Raw genomic sequence first — 21681 nt, forward strand, 5'->3', positions numbered from 1 at the left:
TTTTCCAAACCATTTATTACTATATTTAATAATGAAGTTAATGTTTAAAAACGGTCAACCATATTTAGGGACGTTCACCACTCACCACTCACCACTCACCACTCACTAATTAACAATTGGAGCTACGATTGGCGTATTACTATGTACCACAACGAAGGTAGAAATCGCATAGAAAGCCTTGTTTTCCGGATTGTTAGCCGTCCAAGGTTCTAGTTTGTAGTTGAAGTTTAGCGTTTTATTTTTTAAATCTCCTGTTAAGTTATTGATGTAGGGTGGAACAACCATTCCTGGACACCAACCTGCACGATCAGGTTTCCAATTTCCTGGTGCTTGATTGTTGATCGGATTATTTGCACAACCAATGGGTCCCATATAATGTTCAAAAGCATCGGCTCCATCTAGTTGAATGTGATGTGTTCGAAAACACCATTCTGCACATCCTCTTCTCTCTTTATTTTCATCTACATCAAATGGTGTGGCATGTCCCCAACCAGAAATTGTAGTTCTGAAGTAGGCCATTTCTGTATTGGCTGGAAGGGTAATTTTTCTCGCTAAATCTGTCGTTTCAGCTGTACCATAAGGAACGCCATCTATAGACGATTGGTTGTATTGGTATAATGGAGTTACAGCACTGTATTTATAAGCAGTTTCTCCATAAATGAAATCAAAGTCAACGCTGTATACACGACCTTTAGCTAACCAAGTTTCCGTGTAAATCTTGATTTCTGTATCTCCTGTTAGTAGCGATTTGAAATCCGTTACATCAAATTCCCATCCGCGTTCTAATTTTTCCGATCCTACCCAATATGGCGTGATAAAACGTCCAATCTCATACCACTCGTTTGTTTGTTTATTTTTTACATATATATTGGCAAAGCGATCCCATTCATCACATTCATTATTTACACACGGGTTTTGTACGTACATTTTTATCGTTTGTACTTTTTCAATATCGGCAGGAAAGGTAAACGTTCCTTCTTCACTTTGTGATAAACCTTCGCCAAAACCTACTTTGACATCTTTAAACGTTTTGTAATTGAATGTACCTTCTTTTACGGGTTCTTCTCCAGGGCCTTCTTCTCCAGGACCTTCTGTTTCTGGTTTCTTTTGTGGACTGCTATCATCTGAAGAACAAGCAGCAAACCCAAGTAGTAAGCTACAAATTATAAAACAAAGTAATAAACCTCTTTTGCTCATTGTTTTTTTTTAAGTGTTATATAAATGTGAATATAGTTAAAAAAAAGTAAAAAAATAAAGGTCGAGTAAAGATTAATCGGAAATAGAAAAAATGTTTCTAATGGATCAAGGTTGAGGCACGTTATTTTTTTATAAATTTAAGGGGTACGTTTAAATTACTTCTTTATGGCCACTGACTCAAAACGTTTGATTCCCAATTCTATTTTAGTGCAGATAGGATTTTTAATGCTGATAGGTTTTGTCTTTTATCTCTTAGCAAGCAATTTGATTTTTTTTCTCCCTGGTTTTTTGGGAGCCCTGTGTTTATTTGTTTTGCTTTTGTCTCCTTATCGCTGGATGACGCAGAAAAAAGGTTGGAATAAGACGGGGTCCATTGTACTCTTAATGTTGAGTAGTAGTTTACTGGTATTAGCTCCTTTGTACTTACTCATCCAAACGTTGACGAAAAAAGTCCTCGTCGTTTTACAAGATAAGGATAAGATTCAAGAAGGTATTGAATCGACGGTCCGCAGTTTGAGAGATAACTACAACATTGATATCTTTAATGAGAATACCATTAGCAAAGCAACGGAAATTGGAACAGAAGCCTTTCAGGCTATTGTTAATACTTCTGTAAATAGCATTGTTGAAATCGCTGTAGCCTATTTAATGCTGTATTTCTTACTGAAAGAATACCGACAAATACAACGTTGGATCATGCAATACCTTCCAATGAAAGAAAGCAATATAGAGGAGATGAAGGTTGATATGAAGCGCTTAGTTGTTTCTAATAGCGTAGGTGTACCGTTAACTGCTTTTATTCAAGGTATTGTAGCTTTTATAGGTTATTTGATCTTTGGTGTGGAAGATGCTTTTGTGTTTTTTATTCTCACGGCTTTTGCTTCTTTGTTGCCCGTAGTTGGAGCAGCGGTTATTTACATTCCTTTGGTGTTGATGTTGTTGGCAAATGGACAACAAGGAAGCGCTATTGGTTTGGGGATTTATTGTCTAGTAGTTGTGGGAACTTCAGATAATTTAATCCGATTTTTATTGCAAAAGAAAATGGCTGATGTCCATCCTTTAATTACCATTTTTGGGGTAGTGGTTGGCGTCAATATTTTTGGATTTATTGGTATTATCTTTGGACCGATTCTATTTTCTTTATTTATGTGGTTAATTAAAATCTACTACCGAGAATTTGTAGGATCTACCACAACAAAAATTATAGAAAAATAAAAGAGATGAAACTTATTTATATCCATGGTTATGGTTCAAATCGAGCATCGAGAAAATTCGTACTCCTTGAACGTCATTTTACCTCCTATGAAGCAAGGTGCCCAGAATGGACGCCTGAAACGGCTTTTGATTTGTGGCTGGACAATTTGTATAACAGTCTGAAAACAGAACAAACAATTGTGCTCGTTGGCGATTCTACAGGTGCTAATTTTGCCTATCAAATAAAAGAAAAGCGAAAAAAAGAGGGATTACAGACCATTTTGGTCTTGTTAAGTCCACTGTTGAGCTATTCCCAGCGATTAAATAAAAACTTGGTTTTTACGGAAAACTTGAAAAATAGTCTGGTAGATATTTTTTCGCCTGCTGATGCTTTTCTCTTGATTGGTAAACAGGATGAAACATTGGATTTGCGCCAATTGAACCCCTATACGTGTATAGCCAGTGAATTGGTGTACCTCGATGACACACATCGACTGCCTTTATTTGAAGATTATTTAGGGTATATTTCGGCTTATATTGCACGTCAAGTATTGATTTTGTCCAAATAGAAAGCAGAAACACTTGGATTGGATTATCCCAGATTAAGCGATAGACATATAAACGAAAAGTAATTATAAAAAATAGGACTGAATTAGCAATAAAAGCATACTATAGTAGGGTTCTAGCGTTAATGAAAGAGAGATGAAGTAGAAATACTTTGGAGTATTTGGCTAATGCTTAATCTGGGATTATCTTTGTTTTTACAAGTAAATGAAATAGCGAGACTAAACAGTGAGATTATGAGTGGAAATACCTTTGGCAAATACTTTAGCTTAACGACGTTTGGAGAATCCCATGGGGAGGCACTTGGGGGAGTCATTGATGGATGTCCTTCGGGTGTGGTTTTGGATTTGGAAGCCATTCAACGCGAAATGGATAGACGAAAACCAGGACAATCGACTTTGGTGACTCAGCGCAAAGAAGCCGATGAAGTGAAGTTTTTATCGGGTATTTTTGAAGGGAAAACAACGGGAACTCCTATTGGCTTTACCATTGCTAATAACAACTCCAAATCGCAGGATTACGACCACATCAAAGAGGCGTATAGACCCAGTCATGCCGATTATGTGTACGATAAGAAATACGGATTTCGCGACTATAGAGGCGGAGGGAGAAGTTCAGCTAGAGAAACGGCTTGTCGCGTAGTAGGTGGCGCAATTGCCAAACAATTGTTAGCACCATTGCGCATTACAGCCTATGTTTCGGCTGTTGGATCAATTCGCCTAGAAGAACCATATACAGCCCTCGATTTGAGTTTGGTTGAGTCCAACACTGTGCGCTGCCCAGATCCACAGACCGCGCAAGCCATGGAGCAACTCATTCGACAAGTAAAAAAAGAAGGAGATTCTGTAGGGGGGATAATAACCTGTGTAGTTCAACAGGTTCCCGTTGGATTAGGCACTCCTGTTTTTGATAAATTAGACGCTGTCTTAGCACAAGCTATGTTGAGTATTAATGCGGTAAAAGGAGTGGAGTTTGGAAGTGGCTTTGCAGGGACTACATTAAAAGGAAGTCAACACAATGATCTTCTTCTGCCTGATGGAACAACACAAACGAACCATGCAGGTGGTATTGTTGGCGGAATTAGCAACGGAATGGATATCTATTTTAACGTAGCCTTTAAGCCCACAGCGACTATCATGAAAGACCAACAATCCATCAATGCCAATCACGAAATTGTTACCGTTCAGGGCAAAGGACGCCATGATGCTTGTGTACTACCAAGAGCCGTTCCTATTGTAGAATCGATGACCGCTTTGGTACTTTTAGATTTGCTGATCGAGCAATACGGCAAAGCAGGATGGAAACAACTTCAAGAATAAGCAATTATTCTTGAAGCATATAACCTGTTCCTTTAATGGTATGAATTAATTTGCCTTTTGTTTCGTCAATTTTATTTCGAATATACGAAATGTAAACATCGACAACATTGGTATTGGTATCATACTGAATTCCCCAAACTTGTTCTAAAATTTGAGTTCTCGAAATAACACGCCCTTTATTTTCCAATAGATATAACAAAAGTTTGTATTCTTTTGGCGATAGATCAATGACCTTGCCGTTTTGTGTAACCACGTGTTTTTCGGGATCGAGTTGTAAGTCCCCACAGATATAATAATTCGTTTTATTCTCGTAGTTGAACTTGGTTCGCCTTGTTAAGGCATTGATACGAGAGAGCAATTCACTAAAGTGAAAGGGCTTAGTCAGGTAATCATCAGCACCGCCGTCTAAAGCGTCAATTTTATCTGTTGTATCACTCAATGCACTTAGCATTAAGATTGGGGTATAATCCTTTTTAAAACGAATCATTTTCGTTAGTTGAATTCCGTCAATACCCGGTAGCATAATGTCCATGAGAATCAGATCCCAATCTCCATTGAGAATGAGTTTTCGCGCTTCATCGCCAGAGGAAGCCAATTGAACATGCATTCCTTTTTCTTCTAACCCTTTGACTATGAATTCACTAATTCGCTTGTCGTCTTCAACTAGTAATATATTCACTATTTATTGATATTTGAATTTGATTTCATAAAATCAGAAACGAGATACGCAATTAATTTACCTACTACGTGATTATTGGTTGGGTAATCTAAGGTAGGCGCTCCCTCGCAAATGTGTAAATAAGCAACATGAGTCGATTCGGCAAAGAAATGAAGGAATTGACGGGTGCGTTCTGCAGAAAAACCTGTAGGCGTAATAGCACTACTTGCAATTTGCGGAATTGCATCTAAGTCAATCTCAATGCCGTAAAAACCAGTATCAATGTGTTTCTTAGCATTTAATAATTCATTGCTAAACGACTTTTCTTTGCGGATATTTATTTGTTCATACGTATTGTATTTTACGCGATCGGTATGAAGTTTAATTGCGCTAAAAATACCTTTTGATGTATAATTTTCGTGTAAACCAAAGATGAAGTAATTCTTGAGGAATCCTTCTTCAAACGCATAGGAAAAACCATTGCCACTGTGTCGACCTTCGAGTGGTCTAAAATCGGTGTGAGCATCAAAGTTAATCGCGTTGATGGCTTTTCCTTTAGCCAAAGCAGTACCCTTAATATTGCCATACGCATTGTTATGTCCCCCGCCAATGACAATGGGTATTTTATTTGCTTTTACGATTTTTGCAATCAAATGAGATACTTCTTTATCGATGAGCTGTACCAATTCAAATAAGCGTTTGCGATCTGCTTTATTCGAAGGATCTAAGTGTTGTGCTTCTTCCATTTCAGCATAAAAGTCGAGGTGGCCTAAAAGGGTCACCCAATAGCCTTTGTTGAAGCGGTTGTGTTGAATATTCAAAAAGGTAGCGATAAATTTATCCCAAGCCGTTGCTGCTCCAGTACGGCCAAAGTTTGCTTTTACACCAATGTCTTCAGGGATGCCCAACACGACGTATTTACTTTCGTTTTGTGTAAGTTCCTTTTCCCAATCCGAAGGATTTTGAATCACATGTATGCGTTCTCCTAATTTGATTTCCCCGTTTCTTAAACTCGTCAATTCAAGGAGGCGATCTCTTGTGAAAAATGTAAGTTTAGCTTTTGTCATGTCGCAGTATTTTTGGTGTTCTTTTTTGTTTATTAGTTTTTATATGGTTGAATTTGACCATTTAAGATAACCGTTCCAATGGGGTTGCTGGCAAAAGCATAAGGGATCTCGTAAAAAGAGTGCAGGGGTTTGGTAATGATAACGCTGGCCTTTTTACCTTTAGTGATGCTTCCGTGTGTTGTTCCTACACCCATGGCATATGCCCCGTTAATTGTTGCAGCATTGATCGCTTCCTCTGGGGTTAGCTTCATTTTAATACAAGCCGTCGCAACCACAAAATTCATATTGCCTGAAGGGGTAGTTCCTGGATTGGAATCAGATGCCAAAGCTAGAGGTAATCCTGCGGCTAACATTTTTTTCGCTGGTGTGTAGGGAATGGAAATAAAGAAGGAACAAGTCGGTAAAGCCACAGGCATTGTTCCGCTATTTTTTAAAACTTCAATATCTGCATCCGTAACAATTTCCAAGTGATCCACTGAGAGCGCCTCGTGTTTTACACAAGCTGCAATACCGTCAATCGCCGTAAATTGATTAACGTGAATCTTAGCGCGTAGACCATATTGTTTGCCCGCTTCCATAATACGCGTGGTTTCTTCCACAGAAAAATAGCCCGTTTCTAAAAAGGCATCGATGTATTCTGCTAAGTTTTCTTTGGCAATAGCAGGAATCATTTCGTTGACAATCAGGTCGATATATCCTTTGTGGTTGTCTTTGTATTCGCTGGGAAAAGCATGTGCACCTAAAAAAGTAGCCTTGATTGCAATCGGATAGTTCTCTTTTAAACGCTTAATTACGCGTAACATTTTTAACTCAGATTCAACAGTTAAGCCATAACCTGATTTAATTTCGACTGCGCCTGTTCCTTGTGCAATAACCTCTTCAAGGCGGTATTTTGATTGTTCGTATAACTCTTCCTCACTCGTTTCTTGTAGTTTTTTGGCCGAATTGAGAATTCCCCCACCGCGATTGAAAATTTCTTCATAACTCAATCCATTAATGCGATCGACAAACTCTAAGGTTCTATTACCAGCGTATACTAGGTGTGTATGGCTATCTACCCAAGTAGGAAGTACCACACACCCCTGTGCATCGATCACTTCCGTATGGGCTTGATCAACTGGTGGACAATCTTCCATCTTGCCGTAATCTACAATGTGTTCTCCTTCAATTAATAAAAAAGCATCGTCTAGTTTAGGTAACACTTTCATCGCTTCGCCTGCAATCAGTTCTACGTGTTCCGCTCTTGTTTGAAGTAATTCTTTTATGTTTTTTATTAAAATTCTCATGTTGTTTACTTATTTTTTTGATAGGTATAAAAGTACGGTTTAAAAATGTTATATATTTAAACAAATTTACTAATGTGAAACGAGTTAAATATAGTAAAATAAGAAAACTTCAACCCAATATGTTGGAATATTCTGGTTCTTTTCCTGATGTTCCCATTTCCATGCAGCTGTTTATTTATACAGAAGACCACTTCGAAGAGTATAATGACTTAAGTTTAAGGGAAATAGAAGAGGTGTTGAAGAATTCTAGCGCAGAATCTATCAAGTGGTTCAACCTGCATGGTTTACACGATATTGAGCTTTTGCAGGAAATAGGAGAGTTTTTTCAGATTCAATCCTACATTATGGCAGAAATTCTAAACTTTGGTCGCCGAACGCGAGTAGAAGATTTAGATGATACGCTGTTTTTTAGTCTCAAAGCTTTGTTGCCCTATCAGGAATTTCAAAAAAGTGTCGACATTGAACAGATTAGTTTTATTATGCAACCCAATCTGCTTTTGTCTTTTCAAGAAAAAAGAGGGGAGTTTTTTCATATCATACGCGAGCGAATACGCGAAAAGATCGGTCAAGTGCGCAAACGAGATAGCAGTTATTTGTTATACTTGCTCATCGATTCCTTAATGGATAGCTTTTTTATTACCCTAGATGTAGTGGAGGATAATGTAGAACAAATATTATTTGATGCTCGCACCAAATACCACAAAGAGATCTTAATTAATATTGAAGAATATACACAAGAACTCAACGATATCAAACGCGCGGTAATGCCGATGCGCGAAATACTCAATAACGTCAAGACTTTACATGATAAAAAAACGACGCATCACACCATTATTAGTAAGGACAGCTTGATCTTTTATGATCGATTGCAGTATAAAAGTATTGAAATTTTAGATCAGGTTGAGTATAATCTCAATAAACTTGACAGTGCGACAAATTATTATTTCTCTGCGCAAAGTAATCGAATGAACGAGATTATGAAAGTACTAACGATTGTATCCGTAATTTTTATCCCCTTGACTTTTATTGTAGGAGTATATGGGATGAACTTTGAAAACATGCCCGAATTAAAAGCAGAAAACGGATATTTTATGACACTTCTAGGTATGTTGATCCTCGTCTTAGTTATGATTGGCTACTTTAAATGGAAACGCTGGTTTTAAAAAGTAGAAAATAACGAAAATAGCACAAAAGCCCAACGACTTTCGTTGGGCTTTTGCATAGGAAACAACATATAACGTAGATAAAGTATAAAACTTTATATCGTTCAAATTTATAACCACACCTAAGGTCTGTAGAAAATGGTAGCATTTCACTCCAATCCCGCATTCCATCTCATATGTAGGATCTTTCTTGAACAAATTTAGATAACCTTCTTTAGTTGAACTAATTTATTTTCTTAAAAAGTAATTAAAGATATGGTAAATGTCGCTGTGTATAGTTAAAAAAAATAAGCTGTTTGTGGTTTATTGTTGTGTTGTTTTTTGTAAAAGTAGTTTTATTTTAAAAATAATTTAATTATTAGTGATAATGATTTTTGGATAATTGAAAAATATGGTAAATAAATAAAGAAGACTTATTTATGCTAAAAAAAAGTGAAGTAGCTGTCAGCCTAGGCTATATGAATGTTTTCAAGCAGAAAGAAAGATACAGAAAAATAGAAAAAGAATAGTATTTTTGTTGCTATAAAGAACAAGATTTTCATTGAGAGCAAAACAGGGCGACAAGTGATGTTTGGTTAAAAATGAAAGCTAAAAGACATGTTTGTAGCGATATAAAATGAAAAATAAAAAATAAATGTATTGTTTTTTTAATTATATTTGATTTGTTTATGTTAAAAACTAATAGAAGCGACGGATAGCTTCTAGATTAGTAAAAAATAATGCGATATGAAAAAAGTGTATTTCTTAGTTTTGGGGTTGTCTTTGATGGGCACGCAACAATTTTATGCCCAAAGTATTCATGGAAAATTCTATAATAAAGGAACCAATCAAGTGATAGCAGATGCTAGGGTTGCTTTTTACAATGATAAAGAACAAAAAATCATTGAAATGATGGTGGATCCAGAAGGAGCATTTGAAATTAGCAGCAAAAATGTAGATCAGGTGCACAAAATTGTAGGAACAGCGGAAGGATTCAATTCTGCAGAGGTTGTGGTAAGCAATGTATTAGACGATTTAGAAATCAATTTTACGTTGACTAAAGCATTAAGCACGACAAAGAAAACAAAAGAAATAGGGGAGACCTATGGAAAACAATCAACGGGTTCTGCAACAAATGCCAAAGATCTGTTGCCGTTTTATATCCAATACGATTTTAATAGTTCTTATTTTACAGATGACAATCGCGCAGTAGCTTTTGAGCTATTGAAGTATATGAACGTCAATGCATCCAAGTCAGTGGTGATTCGCTCTTATGTGGAAACGAGAAACAACGGACAATACAATGCGTGGATGGGCGAGCGTAGAGCACAGCGCGTTATTGACTTTCTAATTGAAAACGGCATTAGCCCAAGTCGATTAGTCAAAGATGTGGTACCACTGTCTCAAAACCCTACGACGCGAGAAGGTTCGGTGGGATCAGCAAAAGATTTTAGAAGATGTGATTTCTTACTATTGTAATACAAAAAAACTGATGCTAGTCATCAGTTTTTTTTTGTCTTCTTCTTCAATTTAGGACCCTAAAATGGCTATTATGTCGGAGTTTTTCTTATTTTTGGGGCCTAAATAACAACACAACTATGGAATTAAAGTATCAAGGAAAAACAAAAGATGTTTACAGCTTAGCAAATCATCAAGTACTTTTAAAATTTAAAGACGATGTAACAGGAACAGATGGTGTTTTTGATCCAGGGGCTAATACAGTAGGCCTAACAATTGAAGGCGCTGGAAGAAGTGGTCTAAAAATGACAAAGTATTTCTTTGAATTGGCCAATGCAAAACAAATTCCTACACACTATGTTTCTGCTGACTTGGACGATGTTTCTATGATTGTTAAAGAAGCAGTTCCCTTCGGAAAAGGATTAGAAGTAATCTGTAGATACCGTGCAGTAGGTAGTTTTTTCAGAAGATATAACGGCTATTGCACAGAAGGACAAGCATTGGATAGCTTCGTTGAAATTACGCTCAAAGACGATGAAAAAGGAGATCCTGTAATTTCGGAAGATGCTTTAGCTATGTTAGGGATCCTATCGCACCAAGAATACAGTACGTTGAAAGAGCTAACAAAAACTATTTGTTGGATGGTGAAAGAAGAACTAGCGAAAAAGAATTTAGAACTATATGATATTAAATTGGAGTTCGGTAGAGACAAAGCAACGAATGAAATTATTTTGATTGACGAAATATCAGGAGGAAATATGCGCGTATACCAAGAGGGAACGTATGTGGCTCCATTAGATTTAGAGAAACTTTTTTTGAGTAATTTATAGAAATAAAAAAGGAGAAGCGCAAGCTTCTCCTTTTTTATTCAACTACTTTTTTTTCCACGTAGTCTGAGTTCATCAAGCGCAGAATTCCCATATAATCCATGTGAAAGGAAATGGTATCACCTACTTTGAGGTTCTCAGGATTAGAATCGAGGTCAATGACCATCATATCCGAACTAGATCCTACCAGTTGATGGTTGGGATTCACGGGGAAGAAATGTTCCATATCAATATCGAGTAAACCTAAATCAATGATGGCTCTAAATTTGGTGATATGTTCCCAGGCAGGATCAAATTCAACCTTTTCACCAGTCATATTGATTCCCGTTTCTCCACTGGGCATCATTGGTTTTTCGTGTAGCTCAATGATTTCCGCATGAAGTTCAAAGATATGCTGTTCGTATTCTTCATATTGACTACCATCATAGGCATTGGTACCCATAAACAGGGTTTCGCCAATGCGAAAGTGATTGATTGCTTTGGGCAATTGATGGTTAGTAATTAGGGGGATGGTCACGGAGGCCCCTCCCGAAATAAAAGGAAGTTTCTTGTTGAATCTCAATTCAAGTACTTCTTTGTACAAGCTCAGCTGAATGAGTTTATCGTTGTTGGGAAGAATCCCATACATACAGGTTAGGTTTGTTCCTAAGCCTATAATTTCAATGTTAGGCAAACTGAAGACCTTCTCGTAAAAAGAGATGAGATCCTCGCGTAAAACACCTTCTCTTAGCTCGCCTAACTCCACCATGATGATGATCTTGTGTAACTTTTGCTGCTTAACGGCTTCTTGAGATAAGAGCTTAATTGTTTCCAATTCGGTATTGAAGCTGATGTCTGCATACTCTACAATTTCATCAATACTGCCATTAGGCGCAGGTTTAATATATATCGTTTCAATATTGGGATCAATGAGCTTGATGCTCTTTAAATTTGAAACGCGAGAATCACAGATTTGTTTCGGCTTTAATTCCAATACTTGTTCCAAGAAAAGCGAATGACCACAGAGCAATTTACCCACGACAGCCCAAGTGATTCCTTCCGTATCAAAGAGGGTTTGAAGCTGATTAAAATTGTGTTTTAGTTTCGTCTTATTTAAGGTAATACAAGCCATTATTTGTTGTTTAATCTCATTTCTATATACTTTTTCTCAAATCCTTTGCGCTCATAGAGATGTTGCGCAGGATTGTTAAAGTCAACGTGTAAGGCAATGGAACCCGTGAGTGTTGTTTTGAGGTGATCGATTAATTTTCCGCCAATTCCCTTTCCCCTCTGGGCTTGGTCTGTTGCGATATAGACTAAAATATGTTCAGGGATAAATCCTTCCATCAAGGTATTTAAAACAACAGTAATACCAACGATTTGATGCTCCTCTTTTGCAATGACAATGACCCCACCTGGTTTGTTGTTTCTGCCTAGCGCATAATCAATGGCTTTGACAATGTCTTCTTTTGCATCTCCGTATTGCTCGAGATGCTGAAATAAGAAGTTTGCGTATTGTTCTACTTGTTCTTGACTGACGGGACTGTCTGAATTCTTTTTTTCTATTTGAATCATAATGTGTGTTTTTACAACTACGTAAACATACTGAGGTAAAAACCGAATAAATTATAAAGAATCAGCAGAAAAAAAGGCTGACGTATAGCATTTACTTGAGAAAAAAAGCAAATATAATTCGAGTAGGTAGATAAACCCTAGCATACCGATTACAATAGTTGAAAATTGTAAAATAAAATGTTTAAACCATAAAAGTACAAAAACATAGGCTTTCTTGCAAATTTTTTAGAATTAATGTGATTTTTATTTCGATTAAATTGAGAATTATGCAAAAAAAATAAGCCTATAAAAAACAAAGGAAACGCTTGTTCTTTATAGGCTTACCGCCAAAATGATTCAGGCTAAATATCTTTTCGATATGTTTTTCGCTCTTTGTGGATTTCTGGGTTTAAATGTTTCCACAATTGCTGAATTTTTAGATTTTCAACCAGTAGGGGATTGGTTTCCACATGCTTGATTTTATGCTTGACAAAACAAGCGTATATCTCTTCAAAAATAAGAGCTGTTACGCCTTTATTTCTATATTCTGGATCGATGCCAATTAAGTAGTATTCTGCTCGGTTGTTGTGCTTCATGGCTTGCAACAAGTGAATAAATCCGAAGGGAAATAGCTTTCCTTTCGTTTTCTGGAATGCCTTTGAAAAAGAAGGCATGGTAATCGCAAAGGCAATCATCTTGTGGTTTTCGTCCATGACACACGAAATAAAATCGGGGTGAATGAATTGCAAGTATTTCTTCTTATAGTGTTCAATCTGAAAGGGCTCAATCGGCACAAAACTCTGTAAATCAGCATAGGTTTTGTTTAATAGGGCGAACATCTCATCAACATAAGGCATTAATTCCTTCGTCGTTTTAAATTCTAGCGGCTTCACGTGGTAGCGCTGTTGAACTAAGGCTGACATCTTGGTGATCTTTTCTTCGTCAAAACTAGAGATGTCCAAGCTGTATTCCAACCATTCTGCTTCGGGTTTAAAACCAAGACTCGTGAGGTGCTGTGGATAGTATTCGTAGTTGTACAACCCAATCATCGTAGCTAAGCGATCAAATCCTTTGGTGAGCATACCCGCTTTGTCCATATTGGAAAAACCCATCGGACCTTCAATGTATTCCATGTTGTTTTCTTTTCCAAACTCCTCAACCTTCGCTAATAAAGCTTGGGTAACCGCTAGATCATCAATAAAGTCAAACCAACCAAATCGCACTTTGGGCTTGTGTAAATCCTTTACTTCCGTCCAGTTGATGCAACAGGCAATACGCCCCACAATCTTTTGGTTCTTATAGGCAAGAAAAAAACGGACATCTACTGTTTTAAAAATGTCATTAGAAAGATCAAAACTCTTTACTTCTTCTTTAATTATGGATGGAACCCAGTAGGGGTTGTCTTTGTATAGGGTAAAAGGAAACTGAACAAACTCCTTCATTTCCTTTTTGCTAATCGCTTGTTTAACTTCGATCATTTCTTTTGAATTAAAATCTAAAATCTCGCTAAAAATACTAAATATTATGCTGTAATTCGGTTTTTATCTCCGATAAAATTACCCCCCCTCTGTTGGAGGTAAGCCCGCAGAAGGACTCAGAAATGTTAAATAATGAGATTTAACATAACTTCCTTTTTTGTGAGTAGATTTAGGAAAGTAGTATTTTAAATTTATTTAAACTTAGTAAAAATAATGTTATTTGTTTTTTTACTTCACTCTTGTTTCGATATAGGCAACGAAATCCAATTTTCGATTTTTTAATTTAGATTAATTTAGACTCGTTAAAATTAACTTTATATTTTATGATTCATCTAAAGCGGTTAAATAAATGGGCATTAGCTATACTATTTGCTGTGCCAACCGTGACTTTGTCGGCAACCATGTATGAGCTATATCACCAAGCGAAAGAGAGTGAATGGGCATTGCAAACAGCAGAAGAAAATAATGCATCAGAAGATCATGTAATTCTACATGACGACTTTACCAATCAGGCTTCTGGATGGACATTTGTCAATGCAACAGTAAACAAATGGCATGCCGGATTTCCAGCTGATTTTTTACCAGCAGGAGAGGCAGCACAAGGATTGTATGTAGGGGATACTTCAGGATCTTTTACCTATTCACAGGAAGAAGCTGCGGTTTCACATGTTTATAAGACGCTGCAATTACCAACAAATACGGAAGAAATTACGGTTAGTTTTGACTGGATTAGCGAAGGTTATGCCAATACCAATTGGATAACCTTAGAGTTAATTCCGATGGATTATATGCGGGTATGGATTGTACCTAGTGCGTATGTTCCTGTGGCAAATCAAGCCATTACCACGGCAAATAGTGGAGGAATCAACATAAACAACGGAACCTATGTGCAAAATTCGAGCTTACGCCATGAGATGAGACCCGTGGATGTTAGTACCTTGATGGGACAAGAAGTAAAAATCATTTTTGAATGGACCAACGGTACTGTGGTGGGATCAAGAAAACCAGCCGCTGTGCGTAACCTCAAAATTGATGCAGTCGCTTGTAGGGCAATTACAAACTTTCCTTTTGTGGAAGATTTTACCAATATGTCTCCCACTAGAGATTGTTGGACCATCGTTAATAATAACAATGATTTTCGCTTGTGGAAATTTGGTACTGATTTTTTCTTTGATGAAAATACAGAAGCAAATCGCTCTATTGAAGTTGCTTTGATCAATACAAATGGAACTAGAGGAAATAACGACGATTGGTTGATGACACCGACAATTAAATTAACAGGAAATCAGCGTTTGCGTTATACCTATCGCGTACAATCTGCAAACCTCCCCAATGATTTTAGGGTCGTACTTTCTCAAAATGGAACGGAAATTAATAATTTTACCCAGATTTTAGTTCCTACAGCATTCTATTCCAACACCCAATTTGTAGAAAATGTAGTGGATTTAGTTGATGCGAATGGCGTTGGAATTGTGGGAGATGTGACAATTGCTTGGCATGTACCGCCTAGTCAAAATAATGGCTGGGCTTTGGTGGTGAGCGAAGTGATAGTAGAAAATATACCATTGTGTCCAAAACCACTTGATTTAACGGTTGTGTCCAATGAAGCAAGCTGGACTCCCGATGGCGAAGAAACCCTATGGGAAGTTGTGGTGCGTACGCCACAAGATGGATTACCAACAACCAATGGTGTTCGCGTTCAAGAACCGCGCTATACGATGCCAGACTTAGTGGTATCTACAGACTATGAAGTATATGTACGTGCCGTGTGTCAGGCCGATGGAGAAGGAGAGGAACCCTATTCTGACTGGACAGGCCCTCTTGCATTTAGAGCTCCGATGGTCACAACCCCCTTGCCTTACGAAGAAGATTTTGAAGGGCAACCCCTGTTTGAATTTGGCAATGATACCACCAATCAATGGACCATTGGATCAGCTCCTCATACGGATAATAACCAAGCGTTGTATATAACTAATGGAGACGGTAACTATCAGTATACGCTGAATGTAAAACAAACGTCTCATGCCTATAAAGATATGCTGATCCCAGCAGGAAGTCAAGAGATATTAGTTGAATTTGATTGGAAAAATCAGGGAGAAGAAAACAAAGATTACTTCAAAGTATGGTTGGTGCCTACCAATTATATTCCGACAGAAAGAAGGAGAATCACAGCGGCTACAAGTGGAGGAATTCAACTAGATTCCGATGCCTTTTACTTGTCTTCTACCTTTACGCGTGCCAGTTTGTATGCACCTGTAAGTAATTTTGCCAATCAACCCATGCGCTTGGTGTTTGAATGGCAAAATGATACGAGTAGAGGAGAACAACCACCAGCAGCCATTGATAATTTGTCGGTAAAAGTACGAAACTGCCTTCGACCAAGTAATGTGATCGTGTCGAATATAACCCGAACGACAGCACAACTTGCCTGGACAAATGCGCCAGGGATATCCAGCTATGATATTTTTGTAGCTACAACAAATACGAGACCAGCTGATCATGCTGTGCCAACTCATCCAGGTGTTTCCAATCCGTTTGTCTTACCCAATTTAAGCCCAAATACCCGATACTATGTTTGGGTTCGCTCAGCTTGTAGTAGTACGGATCAAGGCTTTTGGTTAGATGCTGTAGATTTTGTAACAGCACAAATCCCAGGGGAACTCCCTTTATTAGAAGATTTTGAGGGAGATAAGAAATGGACTACGACGATTGCTTCCAAAAACAAATGGGAAGTAGGTCGTGCGATTGGCTATCAAAGTACGCAGTCACTGTATATCTCTGCGGATGCTGGATTGCAACACCGTTATGATATTACAAAAGCATCTGTTTCTCATGCCTATCGCGATATTTTAATTCCAACGGATGCTGAAGAATTGACCATCGAATACGATTGGCAAGCGATGGGAGAAATTTCTAGAAATAATCCGAAAGACTATTTTAGGCTAATAAAAGTACCCGTAACGACCAACCCTGATGGAACAACTCCAATCACATTGTCCGAGGATCATGTGGTGGTTGGTAAACCTTTTTATGTTGGGTCCACTGAATGGCAAAGAGCAACGGCCGTTTTAGATGTAAGAGCCCATCAAGGAGAAGTGATCCGTCTTGTTTTTGAATGGATCAACAATGGAACGTTAGGAGAACAACCACCAGCGGCAATTGACAATGTTAGTGTAAAAGTATCTACCTGTTTGAGTCCTTTCAAACCGCAAGCAGAATTGGTACGTTATACGTCTAATATTCGATTATCTTGGGAAGCACAAAGGGGAGAAAATAAATGGGAAGTATTTGTTACAGCTCAAGGTGCACCTGAACCCGCAGTAGATGCAACGGGGATTATTGTAGAAGGTGAACCTACCTTGTTACTGGAAGACGTAGCAGCAGGACAGTATTTTGTGTACTATGTACGCACAATCTGTGAGGACGAGAATGGCGTAAATAAAACTATATGGATCGGACCGACAAAATACTCCTATTTTGTACCCGATAGCTGTGCAGATCTACAAGGAGGAATCGAGGGGATACCGCCTTCTGAAACCAATACCTATAGCATTTGCGAAGAAGGGCCTGTAAAGCAAAAATTAGAAGCGCGTTATTTCGATATTAAAACAACCGATACATATAAAGTAGAATCAATTGACTATAATCCACCTTTTCCTTTTTACGGTGGTGATATGATCGATTTAACACGAGACGATTATTGGTCAAATACCATCAATCTAGGATTTGACTTTTGTTTTTTTGGCAAGAGCTACAACAAAATTTTAATCACGACCAATGGGGCAATTACCTTTAGTGTTGCTGGTGAGGTAGAAGGAGGTCGTTATACACCAGAAGCACATAGCCCATGGAGTTTTTCAAGACCTATTCCGTATCAGGCAGGAACAACTGAACCGCCTTTTGTCAATGCCATTTTTGGTGTGATGCAAGATTTGGATCCCAATTATTCACCGGATGACTATGCAGTAAACTATCAGATTTTGGGAACCTTCCCCTGTCGTGCTTTGGTATTTAATATCTATCACTTAGGATTGTTTGGTGTACGTCATAATCCACACGATGTAGAAGGTTCAACACAGACCTCTCAAATTGTGCTGTATGAAGGAACAAATATCATTGAAGTTCACGTGAAAAATAGACCTGTAGCCCGTGATTTTGGATCGAGTCACAATCAAAGTAATGGATTAATTGGAATTCAAAACGAAGATGGAACAAAAGCACATTATCCAGGAGAAGATGGTGGCGTAAATCGAAATACCGGAAACTGGAATGCCTCGAATGAAGCTTGGCGTTTTGTTCCCAATGGGCAGTCAACCGTTGATTTTAAATGGTATAAAGACGGTGTTTTCTTTTCGTCTGAGGAAGAAATAGAGGTAGAAATCGAAAAATCAGTAAATTATACAGCAAAAGCAATGTATCAAACGTGCGAAGGGGAGGCATTCACCGTAGAACGTGTATTCAACTTTCTAAAAGAAGAATTTCAAATTCCTCAATTAGACAATCAATATGTTTGTACAACAAATGAAAATGTAAATCACACTATTTTTGTTGATATTGCTGAACAAAGACAGGCGATTCTAGCTGCTTTAGGTGCTCAGGCAAGTGTACAATATACCGTGGACTATTATGCAGATGAAGATTTAATGGATACCGTAGCTGATGAAATTGAAATTTTATCGACCCGACGTATCTATGTAAAAGTGACCAATAAAACTACGGGTTGTTCGCGTATTAGCAGTTTCTTGGTGGAGCGCTTGCCTTTAGTAGAAGTAACGCAATTAAAAGACGTAGAGGTATGTACAAGTTATACTTTGCCTGCGTTGAAAGAGGGAGAGGGTTATTTTACTCAACCAAATGGACAAGGGGATACCTATCAAGGGGGTGACATGTATGCTGTTTATGGAGCATCTACCCTGTATATCTATAAAAAAGGAGAACAACATTGCGACAATCAAAGTACATTTAACCTTGTGATTTACGAGCCGATTCAGGCCGATGTGCTAGATAATGCAGTAATCTCCTGTCAGAATTTTGTACTCCCTCCTTTATCAGCTGGAAATAAATACTATACGGAACCCCAAGGAGGTGGAGTTGAATTACAAGAAGGCCTAGAAATTTTACTGCCTATGACGGTGTACATTTATGCAAGAAGAGGATCTCAATCGGTGTATTGCACAGATGAAAGTAGTTTTTCTATTGTATATGAAGAATGTCCTTTGCCTAAGGGAATTTCACCCAATGGCGATGGAATTAACGATGCCTTAGATCTTTCGGGTTATGGAGTGTCAAAAATTCAGATTTTCAATCGCCATGGTGTGGAAGTCTATACCCATGGCCAAGGTTATAAAGATCAATTTATCGGAAAAGATAAATCAGGTCAAACGCTTCCTTCAGGAACCTATTACTACATTTTAATTTCGCATGGCGTTCAACGAACAGGTTGGCTACAGCTTAATTATTAAGACCTTAGTCAAAAATAAAGAAGCTGTCTAATAAGCGCTTACAAGATAAAACCTCATCTAATTTTAGGTGAGGTTTTTTTTGTGAATGTTACCTTGATTCTCTTCCGTTTTCTTCCACTCTTTGGATAAAAAAAGAGTTCTTTTCCATTATTTTCCGAAACAAAAAACCATAACTTACAGGAATTAAGTGTTTTGAAACAAACAAGAAACGTACTTGTAAAGGGTTTGTAAGGGGATAGTTAGTACTTACAAGGGTTTTAGGCCTTTTTACCAATGTTACCCCTTACAAACCCCTTACAAACCCTTTACCATCTACTTATATGCTCACCCTTTACCAAGAGGGGGGGACCTTTTGAGAGACCCTTTTGCTTGTAGCGTAAAATTAGGCGATTCGCTTGATGGTGATCATGCTGTTATGTGCCAAACTAGAAGGCATGGATCGTACAGAAAATTGAAGAGGATCAAAGAGCTGTTTATACGTTTCGTTTCGTTCTTCATCTTCAGCAGTGAGTATAATTGTATTGAAAATAATAAAACCATTGACAGGTAAAAGTTGTTGCAGATGATTGACAAAATAGCGTTCAAATAAAAAAGAAGGCATATGACTGTCTTGAAAAATATCGATTACAATCAAATCAAATTGTTCTTGACACGCTAAAACATACTCAAAAGCATCCCGTTGGATAATCTCGTGATTTTCGTTGTAACGATCGAGATTAAAATACTTTTTCGCAACAAATAGAATAGCATCATCCAGTTCAATACTAGTGATTGAACCTGTGAAATTAACCTCATTACGAAGTAAATGGACGGTACTACCAGCACCTAAACCAAGGTTCAGTACGCGATGCATCGCTTTAATCTTTGAATAACCAATGAATTTGAATCCTCTTTTAAATACTTGTTCCAATTGCCCATAGGAGTAATTGGTATTTTTGGTATCCAATACCAGTTGTCCTTTAAGCCAAGTAACTTCTAACTTCGTATTGATGTTCGAACGAATTTTTCGCACGGGTATAGGAGTAAGGTAGCTCAACCATTTTTTTAGCATATATCTTTTTCGTCAATTTTCACAAAGATACAGGAAAAAAAGCAAGTTTGTGCAGTTGTGTATTGACGTAACACAAAGGGCAATACATGCTCCAATTAAAAAACCCAATCCAGGTGGATTGGGCTTGTTTATTTTAAAACTACTATGTTTTATTTTGTTACCTCTACTTTTTTAGTGATATAACTGTAGTCTATTTCATAATCCAATTCTTTTGGCTGGTTATCACTCTGATAATAGATAGAAGCTTTGATTGGGTTATTGTTTTCATCATATTTATATTCTAACTGATACGTATCTAAATAAGGCGTTTTATACCCTTGTATATTATTAGGAAACATATAAGTCAATGGAATATAGTTGACTCCTTCAAAGAGAACACTTGTTAAATCAAAAGGTAAGTCTTTGAATGGATTGCTTTTTGCGTCATATTCAATTTGCTCTGGCAATTCAGTTCTATTGTTTTGAATTTTAATTAGCTGATTTTGATTGTTGTAAGTGTAATTAAAAGTCCATGGAATAGAGGGAATCTCAGATTGAATCATTTGCTTGGCTGCGTTGTAGGTAAAAGTCTGTTCCGATTTTTGACTTCCGTCATTTGATTCAATCTTACTTACTAAACCATCAGTGTAGGTGTAGGTGTAGGTATTGCGAAACATGATGTCACCTGTAATGTCCAACGTTTCTAATTGGCCTGCTTGATTAAGTTTAAAATTAAAAACACCATCTGTTACTTTTCTTATTTCGTTATCTTGGTAATAGATCACTTTATAAGTTAAAGCAGACAGGGCAAGATGGTCATCATACGAAAAATTGAAATCAATTACATAGTCTGTTCCACTAATGTGTTGCGTGGTGCCATCTTCCTTGTATTCTTCATCATTCCAATAATAGGTGGATTTTACATGAGAAATCAGCTGTTTGTTTTCAAAGGTTGGACCTTCTGGGGTTTTGCTAGTATCATCGGAACTACATCCAACAATGGTCAAAAAAAAACTAGCAAGTGCAATAGTTTTAATTACTTTATTCATAAGTCAATTTATTTAGTTACAAATGTACGATATTTTAATTATAGTTAAAATATGTTTTTTTAAAATTAAAATTTGTTAATAAAATAAATTAATATATATTATTTATAATAATTAATGGGGTTGTTGTAATGAAACAGGGTGTGGCGTAACGATGGTGAAAAATAAAAGCTATAAAATGGAGTTGATTCGTTGAAAAGGGAAGGGAGTACTTCGACTTTCAACGCGATTAGTCAGCATCTTATCAGAGGATTTTGGATGAGTATCTCTAGGGGAATTGACCAACAAATCGCGTTGAATAAATTTGGATTTCTCTGAACAAGGGGTATTTTGGAGGCTTGTAAAATGGGAATTTTATTTGGTATGATTCTCTTTCTAATTGGCGGAATTGTTTTTCGGAACTATACGCCATACCAACGC

16 protein-coding genes are annotated in these 21681 nt (G+C 37.3%); 7 read left to right on the forward strand and 9 right to left on the reverse strand.

The genetic code is table 11. The annotated features are described in order from the left end of the window. Nucleotides 1-105: 105 nt before the first annotated feature. Nucleotides 106-1197 (reverse strand): peptide-N-glycosidase F-related protein, encoded by a 1092-nt coding sequence (locus tag ACPDHL_RS12025; protein ID WP_430533004.1) that lies wholly within the window; start codon nt 1195-1197, stop codon nt 106-108. A gap of 165 nt (nt 1198-1362) precedes the next feature. Here ACPDHL_RS12025 and ACPDHL_RS12030 point away from each other — a divergent pair, with 165 nt between their 5' ends. The 3 genes from ACPDHL_RS12030 (at nt 1363) to aroC (ending at nt 4274) form a co-directional block, all read left to right on the forward strand. Further along, on the forward strand, nt 1363-2412 hold the full coding sequence (locus ACPDHL_RS12030) for an AI-2E family transporter (RefSeq protein ID WP_430533005.1): 1050 nt from the start codon (nt 1363-1365) through the stop codon (nt 2410-2412). A gap of 5 nt (nt 2413-2417) precedes the next feature. Continuing rightward, a complete protein-coding gene (locus tag ACPDHL_RS12035) occupies nt 2418-2960 on the forward strand; it encodes a YqiA/YcfP family alpha/beta fold hydrolase (protein WP_430533006.1) in 543 nt (180 codons plus the stop codon). A gap of 231 nt (nt 2961-3191) precedes the next feature. Next, nucleotides 3192-4274 (forward strand): chorismate synthase, encoded by a 1083-nt coding sequence (gene aroC, locus ACPDHL_RS12040; protein ID WP_430533007.1) that lies wholly within the window; start codon nt 3192-3194, stop codon nt 4272-4274. Between the two features lie 4 nt (nt 4275-4278). Here aroC and ACPDHL_RS12045 read toward each other — a convergent pair whose 3' ends face one another. From ACPDHL_RS12045 to hutI, 3 genes are read right to left on the reverse strand one after another with little or no spacing between them, the layout of a single operon-like run. After that, complete coding sequence (locus ACPDHL_RS12045; RefSeq protein WP_430533008.1) at nt 4279-4953, reverse strand: response regulator transcription factor; 675 nt, start codon at nt 4951-4953, stop codon at nt 4279-4281. Further along, nucleotides 4953-5999, reverse strand: coding sequence for a formimidoylglutamase (locus ACPDHL_RS12050; protein WP_430533009.1), 1047 nt, complete (start codon nt 5997-5999; stop codon nt 4953-4955). Before ACPDHL_RS12050 ends, ACPDHL_RS12045 begins: the two co-directional genes overlap by 1 nt. A gap of 32 nt (nt 6000-6031) precedes the next feature. Beyond that, on the reverse strand, nt 6032-7285 hold the full coding sequence (gene hutI / locus ACPDHL_RS12055; protein WP_430533010.1) for an imidazolonepropionase: 1254 nt from the start codon (nt 7283-7285) through the stop codon (nt 6032-6034). A gap of 74 nt (nt 7286-7359) precedes the next feature. Here hutI and corA point away from each other — a divergent pair, with 74 nt between their 5' ends. From corA to ACPDHL_RS12070, 3 genes are all read left to right on the forward strand, one after another. Beyond that, nucleotides 7360-8448, forward strand: a complete 1089-nt coding sequence (corA, locus tag ACPDHL_RS12060; protein WP_430533011.1) for a magnesium/cobalt transporter CorA — start codon at nt 7360-7362, stop codon at nt 8446-8448. 726 nt (nt 8449-9174) lie between these two features. Continuing rightward, nucleotides 9175-9906 carry an OmpA family protein gene (locus ACPDHL_RS12065; RefSeq protein ID WP_430533012.1) on the forward strand — a complete coding sequence of 244 codons (732 nt, stop codon included), beginning with the start codon at nt 9175-9177 and terminating at the stop codon, nt 9904-9906. Between the two features lie 119 nt (nt 9907-10025). Then, nucleotides 10026-10715, forward strand: coding sequence for a phosphoribosylaminoimidazolesuccinocarboxamide synthase (locus ACPDHL_RS12070; RefSeq protein WP_430533013.1), 690 nt, complete (start codon nt 10026-10028; stop codon nt 10713-10715). A 34-nt stretch (nt 10716-10749) separates the two neighbouring features. Here ACPDHL_RS12070 and ACPDHL_RS12075 read toward each other — a convergent pair whose 3' ends face one another. The 3 genes from ACPDHL_RS12075 to ACPDHL_RS12085 form a co-directional block, all read right to left on the reverse strand. Next, nucleotides 10750-11823, reverse strand: coding sequence for an alanine racemase (locus ACPDHL_RS12075; RefSeq protein WP_430533014.1), 1074 nt, complete (start codon nt 11821-11823; stop codon nt 10750-10752). Continuing rightward, the gene (locus ACPDHL_RS12080; protein WP_430533015.1) at nt 11823-12266 is read right to left on the reverse strand and encodes a GNAT family N-acetyltransferase; all 444 of its coding nucleotides are present in this window, start codon (nt 12264-12266) and stop codon (nt 11823-11825) included. Before ACPDHL_RS12080 ends, ACPDHL_RS12075 begins: the two co-directional genes overlap by 1 nt. Before the next feature lie 341 nt (nt 12267-12607). Then, nucleotides 12608-13723 carry a GNAT family N-acetyltransferase gene (locus tag ACPDHL_RS12085; protein ID WP_430533016.1) on the reverse strand — a complete coding sequence of 372 codons (1116 nt, stop codon included), beginning with the start codon at nt 13721-13723 and terminating at the stop codon, nt 12608-12610. A 323-nt stretch (nt 13724-14046) separates the two neighbouring features. On the opposite strand from ACPDHL_RS12085, the gene ACPDHL_RS12090 reads away from it, so the two are divergent. Then, complete coding sequence (locus tag ACPDHL_RS12090) at nt 14047-19185, forward strand: choice-of-anchor J domain-containing protein (RefSeq protein WP_430533017.1); 5139 nt, start codon at nt 14047-14049, stop codon at nt 19183-19185. Between the two features lie 382 nt (nt 19186-19567). Here the strand turns inward: ACPDHL_RS12090 and ACPDHL_RS12095 are convergent, their stop codons facing one another. Further along, nucleotides 19568-20236 (reverse strand): spermidine synthase, encoded by a 669-nt coding sequence (locus ACPDHL_RS12095; protein WP_430533018.1) that lies wholly within the window; start codon nt 20234-20236, stop codon nt 19568-19570. 149 nt (nt 20237-20385) lie between these two features. Continuing rightward, nucleotides 20386-21264: a hypothetical protein gene (locus ACPDHL_RS12100; RefSeq protein ID WP_430533019.1), complete on the reverse strand. Its 879-nt coding sequence runs from the start codon at nt 21262-21264 to the stop codon at nt 20386-20388. Nucleotides 21265-21681 lie beyond the last annotated feature (417 nt).

The sequence above is a fragment of the Myroides sp. C15-4 genome, from assembly GCF_050522745.1.
Classification (GTDB): domain Bacteria; phylum Bacteroidota; class Bacteroidia; order Flavobacteriales; family Flavobacteriaceae; genus Flavobacterium.